Here is a 17,599-nt window from a genome sequence, read left to right as displayed (position 1 = left end):
TAGCTACGGCTATGCTCCCTACGTTGCGCCTTGCATAGCAACTGCCCACTTAGCCAGAAATATACGATTCCATTTGGCCAACTACTTAATGACCTGCATATTGTCGGCCATTGTCGAAGTGAAGGTCTGGTACTGGTGACCAATAATACCCGGGGGGTTAAACGGGTGGACGGACTGCGAATTGAGAATTGGGTAGAGGACTCGCTTTCCTGAATCAGAATTCAGGTTTAAATATTGACGATCGTATCTGCTCCCCAGCCAGTCCGGGTGAAGTTCGCAAAGACCTTGTCGTGCCCATCCAGTTTCACCGGTAAGCCCGGTTATGAACTTTTCACTGTGAAATTAGTCGAAAAAATGAAATTCACTTCAGGTTAAGTGGAGATACAATTTGATTAACACCAGCAGTGGGGCACAGCCCAAATACGTTATCCCTGAATCTGCAGCCCCTACATCAACGTCTTCAGCTGATAATGCAAACTTTAAGGGGCACCAGCTTCAAGCTACACAGTCATCCCGGCGAGTAGAAGCTGCTTTGCAAGGTAAGTGCGCTCTGTGCCTGGAAACTTTCATCAATACTGAAATCAAGCCATTATCCTTGTTGCCATGTTTCCATGTGTACCACTCAGAATGTTATGCTCCAGCATTAAGTCAACAGTCCTGTCCTGACTGCAGGGCTCTTGCCAGTCCTTCAAAAATTAAAATTTACCAAAACAGCACATTATTGAGAGAGAATTTGCCACTGGAATGCACTGAAGACCTTTGTCTTGTCGTAGGTGCCAATGCCTCAATCAGCTCCGGCACGCAAGCTCTCTGTCCTTATCCTCTTGCAACTTTCCCATATCAGGAGGCTGAAAACTTTCTGGAAAACAACCATCCCCAAATTATTGAATGGCTCCTTGAGTCATTTGCTCAAAAACACTACACAACGGCTAATGTGCGTTATTACGAAAAATATTGTGGAACAGAATTCGAACACATTCACCAGAAACCAGCGATTACGCTTTCTGTGCAGCACAACCCTAACGAGCCAATGAAAGAATTGTACTATTCGTCTGCAGATATTAATAAAGCAAAAACGGCAGAATCTGCTTTCGCAAATCTTGTGGAAGACATTCGAACCGATTTATTAATTCTCAGTCTGAGAAACTCGCATCCAGCCATTTTTGACTGCAACACAGACCTATACATCTACCGTTATGATTTATGGACATACAACGCTATTTTTATCAATGACAAAAATAACTCCGTCCCTCTTCGCACCATATTCAATCCATCGACTAAATCTTTTAGCTGGGATAGATTGAAACTGGAGCTGGAAAAACAGGGTTTTGAATATAAGAAGTTATTCGAAACAACTCCTTCTCAAAGATTTTTCGAGTGTAATGATTTTTCCCGGATGAGATCTTTTCAGAGCCGGGGATTTGATTCTGTTGTCGGTTTTCACTCCAACAGCCTGAGGGGAACCGCAGACGCAGAATGGAGCACGCCCGGCTCTCAACGCCCTGTCAGTGAAAGTGCGTTGGAAATTCCCTCTGGGGAGTTTGATACCGATAGTTTCTTATTCTGATCTGAAGAAGCTTAACCGGGTAATACCTGATCACCTCGAATTAACTCAGGTGCATTAGCAGCAGATAAGTAGTTGGCCAAATGGAAGTGTATATTTCTGGCTAAGAGGACAGTTACCATTTAACGAAACCTACTGTAAGTCCGGTCAGGAACTTTTCATTGTGAAAATAGTCAAAAGATGAAATTAACTTCAGGAAAAGTGGAGATACAACTTGATTGATACCAGCAGCATTGGGAAACAGCCTGAATACGTTATCCCTGACCCTACAGCCCATACATCTGAATCAACGTCTCCAGCTAATAATGCAAACTTTAAGGGGCACCAGCTTCAAGCTACACAGTCATCCCGGCGAGTAGAAGCTGCTCTACAAGGTAATTGCGCTCTTTGCCTGCAAACTTTAACCAGTACTGAAATCAAACCATTATCCTTGTTACCATGCTTCCATGTGTACCACTCAGAATGCACTAATAGGCTATTAAATTATCAGCAGCCCTGTCCTGAGTGTAAGGGTGCTGTCAGTCCTTCAACGATTAAAGTCTACGATAACAGCACATTATTAAGAGAGAGTTTGCCACTGGAATGCACTAATAACCTTTGTACCGTCGTAGGAACCAATGCCTCGATCAGCTCCGGCACGAAAGCTCTCTGCCCTTATCCCCTGGTAACTTTCCCACATCAAGAGGCAAAAGACTTTCTGAAGAACAACCATACCCAAATTATTGCATGGCTCCTTGAGTCATTTGCCCAAAAACAGTACACAATCGCTGATGTATTTTATGATGAAAAATGTTGCTACACAGACGAATTCATCCAGTTTCACCCTCAACCAATGATTATCATTTATGTGAAGTTTAACCCCAACGAGCCCATGTGTAATTTGGGCTATACGTCTGCTGCTATTAACAATGCGACAACTCCAGAAGCTGCTTTCAAAAATCTTCTGGAAGACATTCGAACCGATTTATTATTTCTCAACCTGAGAAACACGTATCCAGCTATTTTTGACCAAAAGACAGAACTCCACATCGTTCGTTATGATTTATGGAAACAGAACGCTATTTTTATCAATAACTTAAATAAATCCATCCCTCTTCGCACCGTATTCGACCCATCTACTAAATTTTTTAGCTGGGATAGATTGAAACTGGGGCTGGAAAAAATGAATCTTGAATATAAGAAGTTATTCGACACGACCCCTTCTGAAAAGCCTTTCGAGAGCTGGCCGGTTGATTCTGTTGACGCTGTTTACTCCAACAGCCGGAGTGAAACTATAGACTTAGAATGTTACTCCAGCTCTCAATGCCCTGTTAGTGACAGTACGTTAGACATTCCCTCTGGGCAGTTTGATAGCGATAGGTTCTTATTCTGATCTGAAGAAGCTTACCCCCGACCTTCACCACCCCTTGGTAACATTTTGATTTTAAACGATTAAATATCGTGCCAACCATATATTCGAATAGAATATATGCTTCAAAATCAAATGATTACGTTATTTTGGTGGTGAAAGTGGGTTACCCCTCCATTTTCAATGGTTTTCGGATGGAACCACGAAGAACACAAAGAGCCGAAGGAAAAGAAAATCTCTTCTTTGTGCTCTTCGTGACCTTCGTGGTTCGATCTTTAACTTACCCAAGCGGGGAGTAGGCGCTTAATGTATACCCTAAGATCAACGCTTAGCTGCTCTAGCCCGGATATTTCATAAACGTGCTCCCACTCTCGCTTGTCCTTTGCCGCTCTAAGGGAGTTTTGTTCAGTCGACCATACTCCCCGGTACGGCGCTCCCTCACAAAATCCCTTAGAGCGACAAAGTCCTGCGCGAGATTCGGGGCAGTTTATGAAATATCCGGGCTAGATGATCGGGTGCATCATTAGCAGATATCGTCAGGCATCAATCCGTTTGTACTTAATACGGTGCGGACCAGCGGCTTCTGCACCCAGGCGGTCGAGGCGGTCAGCTTCATACTCGGTGTAGTTACCTTCAAAGAAGGTCACTTTGGAGTCGCCTTCGTAGGCCAGAATATGAGTGGCAACACGGTCCAGGAACCAGCGGTCGTGGGAGATCACCATGGCACAGCCGGGGAATGCCAGCAGGGCTTCTTCCAGGGCACGCAGGGTCTCAACGTCCAGGTCGTTGGAAGGTTCGTCCAGTAGCAGCACATTACCACCGTCTTTTAATGTGGCCGCCAGCTGGAGACGGCCCCGCTCTCCACCGGAGAGTTCACCGACACGCTTCTGCTGATCGCCACCCTTGAAGTTGAAGCGGCCAATATAAGCACGGGATGGCACTTCATAGTTGTTGATGCGCAGAATGTCCTGGCCATCGGAAATGGCTTCCCAGACGGTTTTGCTGTCATCCAGCTCATCACGAAGCTGCTGGACGTTGGAGATTTTAATGGTGTCTCCCAGCTCAACGGTTCCGGAATCCGGCTGCTCCTGCCCGGTGATCATTTTGAACAGGGTGGATTTACCGGCACCATTACCGCCGATAATGCCGACAATGGCCCCTTTGGGAATGCTGAAGCTCAGGTCATCAATCAGCAGGCGGTCACCGAACCCTTTGCTCAGGTTGTTGACTTCAATCACCTTGTCACCCAGGCGTGGACCGGGTGGAATGTAGATTTCATTGGTTTCGTTACGGTTCTGAAAGTCCTGGGACTGCATCTCTTCAAAGCGGGCCAGACGGGCTTTGGATTTGGACTGACGGCCCTTGGCATTGGAACGAACCCACTCAAGCTCGTGTTCCATGGCCTTGCGGCGGGCATCCTGTTGCTTCTGTTCCTGTTCCAGACGTTGCTCTTTCTGTTCCAGCCAGGCGCTGTAGTTGCCCTGGTAAGGAATACCTTCACCACGGTCCAGTTCCAGAATCCAGCCAGCGGCATTGTCCAGGAAGTAACGGTCGTGGGTGATGGCAACAACGGTTCCTGGGTATTCAACCAGGAAGCGTTCCAGCCAGGCAACGGATTCCGCATCCAGATGGTTGGTGGGTTCGTCCAGCAGCAGCATTTCAGGGCTGGAGAGCAGCAGGCGGCAGAGAGCCACGCGGCGACGCTCACCACCAGAGAGGTGTTCAATTTTTGCATCCCACTCAGGCAGACGCAGGGCGTCTGCTGCCACTTCCAGCTTGCGCTCCAGGTTGTGGGCATCGGCGGCCTGAATAATGTTTTCCAGACGGGCCTGTTCCGTGGCCAGGGCATCAAAGTCGGCATCCGAATCAGCGTAGGCGGCATAAACTTTATCCAGACGCTGCTGAGCGGCCTTAACTTCCCCCAGTGCTTCTTCAACCACTTCGCGGACGGTTTTGGCCGGATCCAGCTCAGGCTCCTGGGGCAGATAGCCGACGTTCAGGTTGGGCTGAGGGCGGGCTTCGCCATCAAACTCTTTATCCACACCGGCCATAATCCGCAGCAGGGTGGACTTGCCCGCACCGTTCAGGCCCAGAACACCAATTTTGGCACCCGGGAAAAAGGAGAGAGAAATATCTTTTAGGATCTGACGTTTCGGGGGAACGATTTTGCTCACCCGATTCATGGTGTAAACGAACTGAGACATCATGTTTATCCGTGATAAATTGAACTGAATAATACAATACAACAAAGAATGGTAAAACAATGTTGGAGTTGTAAAGTCATTCCCGGTGTTTGAGATTCTCAATGGTGTAACTAGATCTGTTGGTGTCAGCAGCATCAAATATGGTGCCTGGAAAAATTTATGAAGAATCAAAGGAAGATCTTTAACCAGCCTGTTTGAGAGTATTCGGGATTTGAAGAAGCGGTATTGGGAGGCACTTTTGTGATGCTTTTGTGATTACAGACATTTTATCCCTGCTCTGAAAAATTCCTCTGGATCCACCCCATGAAAATGGTGGAAAACGCCGTTTAAGTCAGCATGGAACTTTTTCATAACTGCCAATGTCAAAATATTTATATGTTTCTACTATCATACCAATCTCTTTAGGTTGGCCACTTTAAATTTTTGAATGAGGATTTCCTTATGTTAATGGGACCTACAGCAGACATTACTTCACAATATAATTTCAAACTGCGCGAAGTCTTGAACAATGCCACTGATCAAATGGAAGGCAAGTTTGAGGGCCGACTTGTTATCAGCCTTGAAGACTGTTATGAGAAAAATTTAGTGCGTCAGGTATACCAGGGCATAAAAGACTTAAAAAGTGTTAATGATATTCATGGCCCAAATGAAAAGGTTTTCCACCCAACCCGACTTAATGGCTTTTCCCCTGATCATTACCAATATATGGATATGTTCGGGAGTACGGTTGATTTGGGACTTACAGTAAGAGCACCCATTGTCACATTTGACAAATCTTGTAAATTAGCCAATGAAGTTGATGTGAGAATGAGGCTAGCTAAAAATAATGCCACTGAATCAATGGCTAATTTCGTTTGCTCCAACCTGGAAAAAATGGCAACTCTAGGCAATTGGTCCGGTCAGTCAGTTCCTATGAGTGTCAGAATAGTAAGATACACGCTCAATTCAGACAACCCTGAAATAGTGAATATTCCCTGGAGTACTGGCTGGGCCCCTTTAACCATGTCATCAGTCATTTCGCCATGCAAGCAGAAGGACGGTGCATACTCCGGTGGAGATCTGCTCTTTGCTGAAAAAGCACCAGAAGCCGATAAAGCACCAGAAGCCGATAAAGCATCAAAAACGTTTTTTTCGAAGCTTTTTTCTACAGTAAAACATATTCCTGAAACAAAACATATTCCTGAAACAGAACATATTCCTGAAACAGAACATATTCCTGAAACAGAACATATTCCTGAAACAGTTAAACAATATCCCTATCCAGAAAACGGCTGCATTGTTTCAGAAAACGTCTTTTCAATAGGCACAGCTAGTGACATAAAATCCAGTGGGAAATCATGTCAACGCATGGTATTTATCTTGTCCGCATTCCCGGATAAACAACAATTTTTGTCCTTTATGAAAGAAAATTCAGGCCAAAATCTAGTGTCAAAAGATAGCCCGGATATTTCATAAACGTGCTCCCACTCTCGCTTGTCCTTTGATTCTCTGGGAGGCTGTCTGAGAATAGCGCCCGTCCAGGAGCCTGTTGGACTTAAGACTGTCCTACGCGGCAACTGCTCCTGCGTTGCCCTGGCTCCTGCATCCATGCAGTCGTGCGGTTGCGATAAATTGGTCTAAAAATCAAAAAGTATAATAGAGATATTTTTTGAACTAAAAGCTGTTTTTATGGTCAGAAAAAGTGGAATACCAATAAAACCATGAAGGATAAAATCAATGCTTCCATCTGGAATCGGGTTTGGCCAAACACCGACAAAGGGTCCATCTTACTCAAGAGAGGAAAAATCTGATTTAACAGAAAGTACCCCTTCCCCGGCAAAAAAAATGCGACTCGATCAGGTTGAAAGGAATGTAGCAATTGTTAATAGCGCCCAGCCTTCCGTTAATTCCCGGCCACCCAGCTGCAACAATTGCCTTAATGATATGGAAGCTGTGTTTGGTTATTTAATGGTTCTTTTACGCGCCAGAAATATCGAATTAGTTCCCTGGGAAGATTATTCAGGAATTACAAACCAATTGTTAACTCTCAGAAAAACGGTTGACGAACAAATTCAACGTTTAAATCAGGGGGCCGGGATCACGGTTGTTAATGGTCAAGAGGTGGTGTATTCCCCGGACTCTCCTGTTTCAGAAAGGGCAATGACGCCAACATCCCCGGGCACCGATCTCCCTCCCCCGTGCATAAGGTCAACAGAAGGTGTTGTACATGGTACCGGCGTCATTGCTAACCAAAACTTCAAAGCGGAACAGATAATATGCCCTTACGATGGACCATTGGTGTTCAGAACCATTAATCCGAAAAATGGCAAATATGTTGTCTTTACCATCAAGGCCCCGGGCGATGATGACACTGCGGGTGTTAATATCCTGGAAAACGACACTTATGTTGCATGGTCGAACGTTACTATTGCCCAATCTGGCGTACCTGTCATTGAGCTTGGCCGTGACTGTGAACATGATATCCGATTCCTGAATCACTCCAAGCAACCCAATGTAGTGATCAGCTGTACAAATGTGGACTCGTTAGCGTGGGGGGACCGGGAAACTCTTAAGCTGACGGTTGTAGCCCTGAGAGATATTAAGAAGGGAGAAGAGCTGGTATTTGATTATGATACAAACCAGGAAGACTCTGAAATAGACTTCAGTATCTCGTCGGTAGATAATAAGGCAAACAAAATTCAAAGAGAAAAAATAATCCGGAGAGTTAAAAAGCTGAACGAAAAATGTCTAAATGGTGGGAGGAAAAGGTCGGCAAAAACAAAGGAAAAAGAAGTTGATCTGCCAGAATCACTTGATATTCAAATTGGCAATATCATGGATAAAATTCAGGGTATTCGTGATAAAACACATCATCCAGTAAGCCTTAATCAACTGAAAGCAGGTCTGGATCCCAATAATAAAAAACTACTGAATATAATTTTATCTAATAATCCGTCAATTTTGGAAGATATTGCTTCTTATTTGTCTTCATTAAAAATTGAACTAAGCAAAGATATGGATAAGTTAACAATGAAAAATATTAATGATCTACAACAATTTTTAATGGATTCAATGTTTAACGGTAAGCAAACCTGGATGAATATTGATGACTTAAAAAAATATCTCGCTTCCTTTAAGTAACATGAAATTATTAATAAACCGTTGCCGATCGCAGGCATTTAGCCTGCTATCGTTTTTTGATAAACTTTCCTGACAGTATTATGAATGGCTATTGCACTCTTTTGCCCGGGTTTTTCTACTGTTGATAGTGTAAAGTCAATCTCTGACTCTGGTAGGCCCGGATCGTAATCGAATAGCAGTTCTTCTCCGAGGGCAATGTCTTTCAGGGCAGTAACCCTTAACAGAATCTGATCGCATTGATTAACTGGAAATCTACTCAATACCCGGGGTGTGATGATTTTTACATTGGCATTTTTGGAGTGGTTCAGATATCGAATGGGGCCGACAGCATCACGGCCAATCTCAATGCCGGGCGTTCCGGAATACTTGAGAAAAATGCCAGACCAGGCAGCAAAAGTATCTTTCTCCATAAATCGGGGAACAGGCCCTTTTTTACCCTGTTCCAGTTTGAATACATTGAATTTTTGTTGCTGGCCCGACTGTCGGCTTCTTATTCGGAATATCAGTGGGCCGTGATACAGAGAGATGAATTGACCTTTTTTGAACCGCTTTTTCGCCACAACGCCGGTCCCGTGGACAACACCGTGAGTGCTGGCCTGGATCCGTGCCCTGAGTTTGCGGCGATTACCGTGGTCAGAACCGTGGGCGGCCCCGACTTCATGGGCAAGCAACGAGACAGGTGACTCCGGGGGAGTAAATGCAGTCACCTGCGTGTTTTCTGTGTCTTGTAACCGAAGTAAGGCGAGATTGGTCATGTCTCTCAGCTTTCGTATTCTGGTAATCGTCTCTTTATTTTGAAATAACGTGAGTTCTGTCGCATTGACAGTAGTAATTGTTCTGACGCTCCGGATGGTTTGTAAATCATCCAGAATCTCATCACGTATAAAATTTTCGTGAGGAGGCTCTCTGGCAACTGACCGGTTGAAGCAGTGCTCTTTGGCTTCGGAATCAATGCCAAAACGGTGAAGTGCAGGGGGTTCAACGGGTGGTTCAGTCCTGTTGGGTGAACAGATTGCTGGTATCATGTTGTGGCGTGTTTTTTGTAGAGTTGGATCTATTCGACAGAGAAGTTAACTGCTGGTTCAAAATGTTTGTCAGCATTTTTTATTATTTCGCTGGATTATCTGCCAGGGGTGGTAACGTTGTTGCTCAGACACAGTTCCGGGAGCGGGCCGAATGCACGGCGTCTGAGCCATTCCTGAGCCAAAAATCCTTTGGGCCTGTCTTTGCGTAAAAGAGGCGTTAAACAGGGTATTCATCATGGACATTGAGTGGTTTTTACTGCCGATTTCCTGCGGGCTGTATTAGAATAGCGTTTCACCACCAATATCCAGGCATTTCACAGCCTCTTGGAGCCTGTCGGACTTAAGCGTCCGTAGCGAGGATTGCGAGAAATTGAGGATAAAAATTTCTGCTTCTGAGGAGAATAGCGGGGCTATTTGACGAAGAAGCAGGAATTTTTAGACCATTTTATCGCAACCGCAGTAGGACAGTCTTAAGTCCGACAGTCTCCTCGGCGGGCTGTTAACAGGCAACCGAGGTAATGAATGTTCACAAAGGACATGACCATCGCTGAATTTGATCCGGAGCTTAAGGCGGCTATTGATGCAGAAACCCTGCGTCAGGAAGAACATATCGAGCTGATCGCTTCCGAGAACTATGCCAGTCCAAGAGTTATGGAAGCTCAGGGCAGTGCGCTGACCAACAAATACGCTGAAGGCTATCCCGGCAAACGTTACTACGGCGGCTGTGAGCACGTTGATGTGGTTGAGCAGCTGGCCATTGATCGTGCCAGGGCGCTGTTTGGCGCAGGCTACGCCAACGTTCAGCCGCACTCGGGTTCCCAGGCCAACTCGGCGGTATTCATGGCCCTGCTGAAGCCCGGTGATACGATTCTTGGCATGAGTCTGGCCCATGGTGGCCACCTTACCCACGGTGCCAGCGTCAGTTCCTCCGGCCGAATCTATAATGCAGTGCAGTACGGCATTACACCTGATACCGGTGAGTTGGATTACGAAGAAGTTGAACGCCTTGCCCTGGAGCATAAACCCAAACTTATTATTGGTGGCTTTTCTGCCTACTCCAGGATTGTTGACTGGCAGCGTTTTCGGGATATTGCCGATAAGGTCGGTGCTTACTTCCTGGTTGACATGGCGCATGTTGCCGGGCTGGTGGCTGCGGGCGTTTATCCTTCGCCAGTGGGCATTGCTGATGTGGTCACCACCACCACTCACAAAACCCTGGGTGGACCGCGCGGTGGTTTGATTCTGGCCGCTGAAGATGAAGAGCTGAACAAGAAACTGAATTTTGCCGTCTTTCCTGAATCCCAGGGCGGTCCTCTGTGCCATGTGATTGCTGCCAAGGCTGTCTGCTTCAAAGAAGCTATGTCTGATGAATTCAAGACTTATCAGGCCCAGGTGGTCGAGAATGCCCGGGCCATGACCCGGGTGATGATGGAGCGGGGTATCAATATCGTTTCCGGTGGGACCGATGACCACCTGTTCTTGATGGATCTGATCGGTAAGGAATACACCGGTAAAGATGCCGAGGCAGCCCTTGGCCGTGCCAATATCACGGTGAACAAGAACGCGGTGCCTAATGACCCTCGTTCACCTTTCGTAACCAGTGGTCTTCGTATCGGTACTCCGGCTATTACCCGTCGCGGCTTTAATGAAGAAGACTCAGCAGCCCTGGCTGGCTGGATCTGTGATGTCCTGGATGCCCTGGGCGATGGTTCCGGTGATGCACAGGTGGAAGCAGCAGTGAAAGCCAAAGTGCTGGAAATCTGTTCGCGTCTTCCGGTTTACAAGTAACTGTCTGGGTGGTAACAGAAAGCCGCTGTGCCTTGAATGTGTGCAAGGTCAGCGGCTTTTTTATAGAGTTCCCTGAGGTAAAAGCGGCTTTCTATCTTGAATGTTTCAGTCGCTGAAACCCCACCGGGTTCTGATATACGGGCAGAAACCGGGAACTTGTAATAAAACCGCAGCTGGTTATCATTGCTTTGGGACATAAGTAGTTGGCCAAATGGAATCGTATATTTCTGGCTAAGTGGGCAGTTGCTATGCAAGGCGCAACGTAGGGAGCATAGCCGTAGCTATGTGACCGGAGTTGCAACGCCGCAGAGTGACTGACAACTTAGTCAGAAATATATGATTTCATTTGGTTAACTACTTATAGCAAATGGTGTCCCCTGATCCCCTCAAAAACTCAAGGATTAATTTGCTCAATGCATTGTCCATTCTGTGGTGCTGCTGAAACAAAAGTGATCGACTCGCGTCTGGTTGCAGAAGGCAGCCAGGTGCGCAGGCGTCGCGAATGCCTGTCCTGCATTGAACGTTTCACCAGTTATGAAACAGCAGAACTGCTGATGCCGAGGCTGGTGAAACGGGATGGTACCCGTGAACCTTTTAATGAAGATAAGCTGCGGGCGGGCATGTCCCGTGCCCTGGAAAAAAGGCCGGTAGGCGTTGAGCAGCTGGAAGAAGCGGTGAGCCGCATTACTCATCGCCTGCGGGCCATGGGGGAGAGGGAAGTCAGTTCCCGGATTCTGGGTGAAGAGGTTATGCGCGAATTAAAGCAGCTGGATGAGGTGGCCTATATCCGTTTTGCTTCCGTCTATCGTCATTTCAAGGATCTGAATGAGTTTCGGGAAGAGATCGACCGGCTGGAGACTGAGGATCGGGATTAAATGCCTCTGATTCTGATATTGCTGGCGATTCTGGTCCTGGTTTTTGGTCCCCAGTTCTGGGTCAGGCATACGTTCCGTAAATATGGCAGAGACCGACCGGATCTTCAGGGCACCGGCGGCGAGCTGGCACAGCACCTGATTGAACGATTCCAATTGGATGGCGTATCCGTTCGTGAAGGTCAGGAAGGTGAGGATTATTATGATCCGGAAAACCGGGTAGTTTCGCTCTCCTCATGGCACTATCGGGGGAAAACCATCGCTGCTGTTGCCGTTGCTGCCCATGAAGTCAGCCATGCCTTGCAGCATCAGGAGCAGCACCCCGGGTTTATGCGCCGTCAGAAGCGGGTAAAAATGGCCATGATGATTGAGCGGTTCAGCGTTATGGCCCTGATGGTGACGCCTTTTATTTTCTTATTCACCCGGCTTCCCCAGAGTACCCTGATCACTTTGCTATTGGGCGCTTCCGGGATGATTGCCTCACTCTGGGTGCAATTGATGAACCTGCCCATTGAGATGGATGCCAGTTTTAACAAGGCCCTGCCAATTCTGGAGGAAGGGTATCTTGCCAGAGACGATCTACCGGGGGCGAGAAAGGTCCTGAAAGCCGCGGCAATGACCTATGTTGCTGCGGCACTGGCAAGCTTGCTGAATATCGGACGATGGATAGCTATTTTAAGACGATAAGCCGTTGGGCAAATGGATGCCTTTGGAATTGAGTTAAATATGGTCAATTTATCCCTGCTGGTTCTGTTTGTTCCTACGTTTTTATTTGTGTCTGCCACCCCGGGCATGTGCATGACCCTGGCCATGACGCTGGGTATGACCGTGGGTATTCGCCGGGCGCTGTGGATGATGTTGGGAGAACTGTTGGGCGTTGGGCTTATTGCCGTGCTTGCCGTGGTCGGTGTGGCTGCGGTGATGCTGAACTATCCAGCCGCTTTTACGGTGTTTAAATGGCTGGGGGGGGTGTATCTGTTTTACCTCGGGGGGCAGATGTGGTTGTCCAGGGGGAAAATGGCCATTCCTCATGAGGGGCTGCAACCAAAAGAGACGGGTGCCAGAGAGCTTATGATTCAGGGGTTTTTTACTGCGGTAGCGAATCCCAAAGGATGGGCATTCTTTATCTCATTGCTACCACCCTTTATTTCAGCAGATCAGCCGCTGACTCCACAGCTGATTATTCTGGTGGCCATTATTCTGGTTATTGAATTTATCTGCCTGAATATATACGCAGCCGGTGGCAGAACGCTGCGACATTTTCTGCAGAAAAGCGGTAATGTCCGGGTGTTGAACCGGGTTGCCGGTTCTCTGATGATGGGGGTGGGTATCTGGCTGGCGGTTGGTTAAATCTGGCAGAATAAATCAACTGCCAGCGGAGGATCTGTTGCCAGAGAAAAATCTGTTTAATCTGTGTAAGGGGGGTTGTGGAGCTCTCCTCCCTCTCAGAATTTGAATGTCCTGGTTTAAATCCGCAATTTTTCTGGCGTAAAGATGTTGACGGTTCCCGGCGTCATTACAATGGTAAAAATCATGGCATTTTACTTTGAATATGCCTCGTTTTTGAATACGTTCTGCCTCATTCCAATCTTTAAGGCACTCAAAGCAAATGTCATGGTCACAAAAACTGGCATCTGCGGCTGCATTCTGACGTGCATGGAGGCCTGACCGTCGAATGTGATTACAGCCTGAAGATCTCTCAATGAGGTTATCACATTTCGGGCATGGCCTGAATTTACTGTCATCCGCCTGGGCCATCTGGTAGACCTGCAGTTTTGCATTCAAATCAGAAAGCCGCTGTTCCTGATTTATGATATGTGCTTCATCACAACTCTTATTGAAATGGGGCTTTTCTTCACAGTTTGCGCAAAACTTGCGAGTACAGGGTACGTAACCAATATTGCGTTTGTAAATTTGTCCAGAGCAGCTGATTACAGCCTGTTCAGGCTCTCTCAGATTGACAAAATACTGTTCATTGCAGTCTCGGCATGTAGCATTTTTTGTCACTACAGGGCCAAGCAATGGGGAAAACGGATCCCGGGCAAAAATTCGGAGTTGTGATTGCAGGTGGAAATCTTGCAGCATCTGCAAACATTCCGGGGATGATATCTGTGGAGCAAGCTTGTCGACGGGTATGGAGTGGTGTTTGGACGAATCGCACGTTGGGCAGGCTATGCCAACGCCATTTGTTTCATCATTTGTTATGGGGTCTGCGATTCGATATTGAGTGTGCTGTGCCAGGCAGTCAGAGTGAATCCACGTTGCTGTTTCACATCCGGGGATAAATGCTGCTTCTGGTGCACTTTGAAAATCACTCAGGCAGACAGAGCATTGTGCATCGGTGGGTGGTTGAGCCTTACTTGCATCCGACGTTTCTTGTTGTGGAACAGGTTCCGGGTTTTGTGCAGCAGTAGATTCTGGCATGGGAGCAACAGGATTTAATAAATGGCGGGTTCCGCGCAGGTAGGCACCATCAGTTGCTCTCATTTCATAAGTTATGGTTCTGGGTATGTTGGGGTCAGCCTCAAAAACGGCCTGTAAGGTACGATCCAGCCATGAAGCCAGGGCATCAGTATTCGGGTCTTCATTAGATCGTCCAATATTGTTAGAAGCATTACTGCTAGAAGCATTTCTGCTAGAAGCAGTACTGTCAGGAGCGATATTTAAATTGGAATTGGGAATCATATTTAGGTATTTAAATTCTTGATTTACTCTCAATAGACTAAATTTTGATCCCAAAGTTTCATTTTCTTTAAGTAATCTGTCTCAGTGTATTATTAATATCAATTATTCTCTGATTGCTGCTACCCCGCCAGGGCAGTGACAGATCTCTCTTATCCAGCTCAAAACGTCCATCAATCAGCACATCAATGTATTGCACAACGTTTTGTTGAGCCTGGCTGAGCTCTTCCAGCGTGTAGCCAGTCCAGAGCCAGATATTTTTCTGCGGATATTCGGCTTTTACCCGCTGAACCAGCTTCAGTATGCCGGATAGATTGCCGGGAAACAGTGGGTCTCCGCCGGACAGCGACAGCCCATCCCGTTTGATGCGGGAATCCCCAAGGTCGGCAATAATCCGGTCTTCCATGGCCTGGTCAAAAGGGGTTCCCTTGCGGGCATCCCAGGTGGTGGCGTTATGGCAGCCTTGGCAGCGGTGTTCACAGCCACTGACAAACAGGGTGCAGCGGGTGCCTTCACCATTGACCACATCGATTGGATAGTACTGGAGATAGTTCATGCTCTTTGCTTTTCCATGGTACCTGTGGTGCCTGTTCCCACGCAGAGCGTGGGAACAGGCAGCCGTATCAGAGGTGCTTCACCCGACGAACCACTTCTTCCTGCTTACCTTTAATAAACGGGCGGCTGTTCGGTTGACCCAGGTAGCCACAAACACGACGGGTAACGGACATCTTGTCGGAGTCACGGTTTTTGCACTGCGGGCACTCAAAACCACGGCTGGTGGCGTTGAACTCACCTTCATAATCACAGCTGTAGCAGGAGTCATTGGGTGTATTGGTGCCGTAGTATGGGACCTTGTCGTAGGTGTAGTCCCAAACGTTTTCCAGAGCCTTCAGGTTGTTGACCATGTTCGGGTACTCACCGTAACAGATGAAGCCACCGCTGGCGTGTTTGGGGTATACCTGTTCAAAGTCGACCTTGTCGTATGGGTTGACCTTCTTTTCCACATCCAGATGGAAAGAGTTGGTGTAGTAGCCTTTTTCAGTCACGCCTTGAATAACACCAAATTTCTTTTTGTCCAGACGGCAGAAACGGTCACACAGGCTTTCACTCGGGGTTGAGTAGAGGCTGAAACCGTAGCCGGTTTCCTGTTTCCACTTATTCACCGCGGCACGCATGGTTTCCACAATGGCAACGGCTTTCTGGCGCAGCTCTTCACTGTCGTACAGATCACCAGAACCATTTTTGCCACCATAAAGGGCATTGATCGTCTCATGGATACCGATATAGCCAAGGGAGATGGAGGCGCGGCCATTTTTGAAAATATCGCTGATCTTGTCATCGGGCTTCAGGCGAACACCACAGGCACCTTCCACATAAAGAATCGGCGCTACCCGTGCACGGACACTGTCCAGACGCTGGATCCGGGTCATCAGGGCTTCTTTCGCCAGCTGCAGACGCTGTTCCAGCAGCTGGTAGAAGGTCTCTTCACTGCATTTACTTTCAATTGCTATGCGGGGCAGGTTGAGTGAGACGACCCCCAGGTTATTACGGCCATCGTGAATCATCTTGCCGTCTTCTTCATAAACCCCCAGGAATGAACGACAGCCCATGGGTGTTTTAAAGCTTCCGGTCACTTCAACCAGCTTGTCATAGTTGAGAATGTCCGGGTACATCCGTTTGCTGGCACACTCCAGTGCCAGCTGCTTGATGTCGTAGTTCGGATCTTCAGGGCTGAAGTTCACCCCTTTTCTGATGGCAAAGACCAGTTTTGGAAAGACCGGTGTCTTGCAGTTTCTGCCCAGACCGCGAATCCGGTTTTTCAGAATGGACTGCTGCACCAGGCGCTCTTCCCAACTGGTACCCAGACCAAAGCCAAAGGTGACAAACGGCGTCTGACCATTGGCGGTGTGCAGGGTATTTACCTCATACTCCAGTGCCTGGTAGGCGTCATAGCAATCCTTTTCGGTCATTTCCATGGCGTATTCACGGGCTTTCCCTTCATCATGGATCCAGCGCATACCTTGCTGCAGGTGCTTTTCAAAGGTTTTGCGTACGTAAGGTGCGTGAATACGGTCAATCTCATTGATACTGGTGCCGCCATAGATATGGCTGGAAACCTGGGCAATGATCTGGGCTGTGATGGCCGCTGCGGTAGTGATTGATTTGGGCGTTTCAATTTCCGCATTACCCATGCGGAAACCGTTGGTCATCATTCCTTCAATATCGATCAACATGCAGTTGAACATTGGGAAGAAGGGCGCGTAGTCCAGGTCGTGGTAATGGATTTCGCCACGGTCATGGGCCGCAGTAATATGCTTTGGCAGAATATGCTGTTTGGCGTAGTGCCTGGCGACCACACCGGCCAGAAGGTCCCGTTGGGTGGGGATGATTTTACTGTCTTTGTTGGCGTTTTCGTTGAGCAGCTCTTCATTATCCTGGTTGATAATGCTCAGAATGTCCCGGCTCAGGGCATTACGAGACTCACGTTCAATATCCCGGATCTGACGATATTCAATGTATTTGCGGGCAGCGTTATGGTATTCGCTGCTCATCATCAGGTGCTCTACCTGATCCTGAATATCATAGATATCCACCAGTTCCAGACCTTCCACGGTGCTGGCTACTTTTTTCGCAACGTACTCAGCAAAGTCATGGTCTTTGATCTGAGCATCATTGAGGGCGCTGGCAACGGCTTTTACGATGCGTGGTGCATCAAAAGGCTGGCGTGAACCATCGCGTTTGATGATCTCAGTCATGGTGGGTCTCCGGACAAATAGAGTAATGAGATATTGCGCCTTTTCGGGAGGAATATCTACAGGTAGTGGTATGCGTGCCTGGTTGGCACTATATGATGTGGTGTTTTGCGGGGGCTATGATCTACTAAACTGTTTGATTCTGCAATATTGACAAAACGTAAATCTGCATGGGAAAGCGCGGTTTTCATTCGGAAGTCAGGAGTTACTGACAGGGAAAGTCTCACGTACTGTGTGGTTAAA

General features: G+C 47.4%; 14 protein-coding genes and 1 pseudogene. 10 read left to right on the top strand and 5 right to left on the bottom strand.

Annotation, left to right across the window (positions count from 1 at the left end; translation table 11 throughout):
* Positions 1 to 30: 30 nt before the first annotated feature.
* From ACO6UY_RS02895 to ACO6UY_RS02885, 3 genes are all read left to right on the top strand, one after another.
* On the top strand, positions 31 to 213 hold the full coding sequence (locus tag ACO6UY_RS02895; RefSeq protein WP_422446509.1) for a hypothetical protein: 183 nt from the start codon (positions 31 to 33) through the stop codon (positions 211 to 213).
* A 175-nt stretch (positions 214 to 388) separates the two neighbouring features.
* A complete protein-coding gene (locus tag ACO6UY_RS02890) occupies positions 389 to 1,567 on the top strand; it encodes an RING finger domain-containing protein (protein WP_422446507.1) in 1,179 nt (392 codons plus the stop codon).
* A 211-nt stretch (positions 1,568 to 1,778) separates the two neighbouring features.
* Entirely contained in the window at positions 1,779 to 2,936 is a 1,158-nt protein-coding gene (locus ACO6UY_RS02885) for an RING finger domain-containing protein (protein WP_422446505.1), read from the top strand.
* A 512-nt stretch (positions 2,937 to 3,448) separates the two neighbouring features.
* Here the strand turns inward: ACO6UY_RS02885 and ettA are convergent.
* Positions 3,449 to 5,116 (bottom strand): energy-dependent translational throttle protein EttA, encoded by a 1,668-nt coding sequence (gene ettA, locus ACO6UY_RS02880; RefSeq protein WP_422447903.1) that lies wholly within the window; start codon positions 5,114 to 5,116, stop codon positions 3,449 to 3,451.
* A gap of 116 nt (positions 5,117 to 5,232) precedes the next feature.
* Here ettA and ACO6UY_RS02875 point away from each other — a divergent pair.
* From ACO6UY_RS02875 to ACO6UY_RS02865, 3 genes and pseudogenes are all read left to right on the top strand, one after another.
* Positions 5,233 to 5,345, top strand: a pseudogene (locus ACO6UY_RS02875) (IS200/IS605 family transposase); the annotation flags it as partial.
* A 212-nt stretch (positions 5,346 to 5,557) separates the two neighbouring features.
* A complete protein-coding gene (locus tag ACO6UY_RS02870) occupies positions 5,558 to 6,571 on the top strand; it encodes a hypothetical protein (RefSeq protein WP_422459489.1) in 1,014 nt (337 codons plus the stop codon).
* A gap of 261 nt (positions 6,572 to 6,832) precedes the next feature.
* Positions 6,833 to 8,236, top strand: a complete 1,404-nt coding sequence (locus ACO6UY_RS02865; protein WP_422489009.1) for an SET domain-containing protein — start codon at positions 6,833 to 6,835, stop codon at positions 8,234 to 8,236.
* 38 nt (positions 8,237 to 8,274) lie between these two features.
* Here ACO6UY_RS02865 and ACO6UY_RS02860 read toward each other — a convergent pair whose 3' ends face one another.
* The gene (locus ACO6UY_RS02860; RefSeq protein ID WP_422489007.1) at positions 8,275 to 9,261 is read right to left on the bottom strand and encodes an SET domain-containing protein; all 987 of its coding nucleotides are present in this window, start codon (positions 9,259 to 9,261) and stop codon (positions 8,275 to 8,277) included.
* Positions 9,262 to 9,783: 522 nt separating this feature from the next.
* Between ACO6UY_RS02860 and glyA the strand changes: the two genes are divergently transcribed.
* Complete coding sequence (gene glyA, locus ACO6UY_RS02855; RefSeq protein WP_422446497.1) at positions 9,784 to 11,049, top strand: serine hydroxymethyltransferase; 1,266 nt, start codon at positions 9,784 to 9,786, stop codon at positions 11,047 to 11,049.
* Here glyA and ACO6UY_RS02850 read toward each other — a convergent pair.
* The gene (locus ACO6UY_RS02850) at positions 11,040 to 11,246 is read right to left on the bottom strand and encodes a hypothetical protein (RefSeq protein WP_422489005.1); all 207 of its coding nucleotides are present in this window, start codon (positions 11,244 to 11,246) and stop codon (positions 11,040 to 11,042) included. The two genes, glyA and ACO6UY_RS02850, sit on opposite strands and share 10 nt — an antisense overlap.
* 216 nt (positions 11,247 to 11,462) lie before the next feature.
* Between ACO6UY_RS02850 and nrdR the strand changes: the two genes are divergently transcribed.
* Genes nrdR through ACO6UY_RS02835 form a run of 3 tightly spaced genes read left to right on the top strand, consistent with a single transcriptional unit; the run spans position 11,463 to position 13,271 of the window.
* Complete coding sequence (nrdR, locus tag ACO6UY_RS02845; protein ID WP_101746570.1) at positions 11,463 to 11,924, top strand: transcriptional regulator NrdR; 462 nt, start codon at positions 11,463 to 11,465, stop codon at positions 11,922 to 11,924.
* Positions 11,925 to 12,608 (top strand): zinc metallopeptidase, encoded by a 684-nt coding sequence (locus ACO6UY_RS02840; protein ID WP_422446495.1) that lies wholly within the window; start codon positions 11,925 to 11,927, stop codon positions 12,606 to 12,608.
* Positions 12,609 to 12,647: 39 nt separating this feature from the next.
* Positions 12,648 to 13,271, top strand: a complete 624-nt coding sequence (locus ACO6UY_RS02835; RefSeq protein WP_422459578.1) for a LysE family translocator — start codon at positions 12,648 to 12,650, stop codon at positions 13,269 to 13,271.
* A 1,402-nt stretch (positions 13,272 to 14,673) separates the two neighbouring features.
* On the opposite strand, the gene nrdG is transcribed toward ACO6UY_RS02835, so the two are convergent.
* Both nrdG and nrdD read right to left on the bottom strand, forming a co-directional pair.
* Entirely contained in the window at positions 14,674 to 15,159 is a 486-nt protein-coding gene (nrdG, locus tag ACO6UY_RS02830; protein WP_422467387.1) for an anaerobic ribonucleoside-triphosphate reductase-activating protein, read from the bottom strand.
* A 67-nt stretch (positions 15,160 to 15,226) separates the two neighbouring features.
* A complete protein-coding gene (gene nrdD, locus ACO6UY_RS02825; protein WP_422446491.1) occupies positions 15,227 to 17,359 on the bottom strand; it encodes an anaerobic ribonucleoside-triphosphate reductase in 2,133 nt (710 codons plus the stop codon).
* Positions 17,360 to 17,599 lie beyond the last annotated feature (240 nt).

This window comes from Endozoicomonas sp. ALE010 (assembly GCF_049310165.1).
Lineage (GTDB): Bacteria > Pseudomonadota > Gammaproteobacteria > Pseudomonadales > Endozoicomonadaceae > Endozoicomonas.
Note: the sequence above shows the minus strand (reverse complement) of the source record. Positions and strands in the feature narration are given on the sequence as shown.

Bases quoted from the DNA above. Each gene is read 5' to 3' on its own strand.
- ettA (WP_422447903.1), bottom strand. From the start codon at position 5,116: ATGTCTCAGTTCGTTTACACCATGAATCGGGTGAGCAAAATCGTTCCC.
- nrdG (WP_422467387.1), bottom strand. From the start codon at position 15,159: ATGAACTATCTCCAGTACTATCCAATCGATGTGGTCAATGGTGAAGGC.
- ACO6UY_RS02865 (WP_422489009.1), top strand. From the start codon at position 6,833: ATGCTTCCATCTGGAATCGGGTTTGGCCAAACACCGACAAAGGGTCCA.
- ACO6UY_RS02860 (WP_422489007.1), bottom strand. From the start codon at position 9,261: ATGATACCAGCAATCTGTTCACCCAACAGGACTGAACCACCCGTTGAA.
- ACO6UY_RS02870 (WP_422459489.1), top strand. From the start codon at position 5,558: ATGTTAATGGGACCTACAGCAGACATTACTTCACAATATAATTTCAAA.
- ACO6UY_RS02840 (WP_422446495.1), top strand. From the start codon at position 11,925: ATGCCTCTGATTCTGATATTGCTGGCGATTCTGGTCCTGGTTTTTGGT.
- nrdR (WP_101746570.1), top strand. From the start codon at position 11,463: ATGCATTGTCCATTCTGTGGTGCTGCTGAAACAAAAGTGATCGACTCG.
- ACO6UY_RS02835 (WP_422459578.1), top strand. From the start codon at position 12,648: ATGGTCAATTTATCCCTGCTGGTTCTGTTTGTTCCTACGTTTTTATTT.
- ACO6UY_RS02850 (WP_422489005.1), bottom strand. From the start codon at position 11,246: ATGTCCCAAAGCAATGATAACCAGCTGCGGTTTTATTACAAGTTCCCG.
- glyA (WP_422446497.1), top strand. From the start codon at position 9,784: ATGTTCACAAAGGACATGACCATCGCTGAATTTGATCCGGAGCTTAAG.
- nrdD (WP_422446491.1), bottom strand. From the start codon at position 17,359: ATGACTGAGATCATCAAACGCGATGGTTCACGCCAGCCTTTTGATGCA.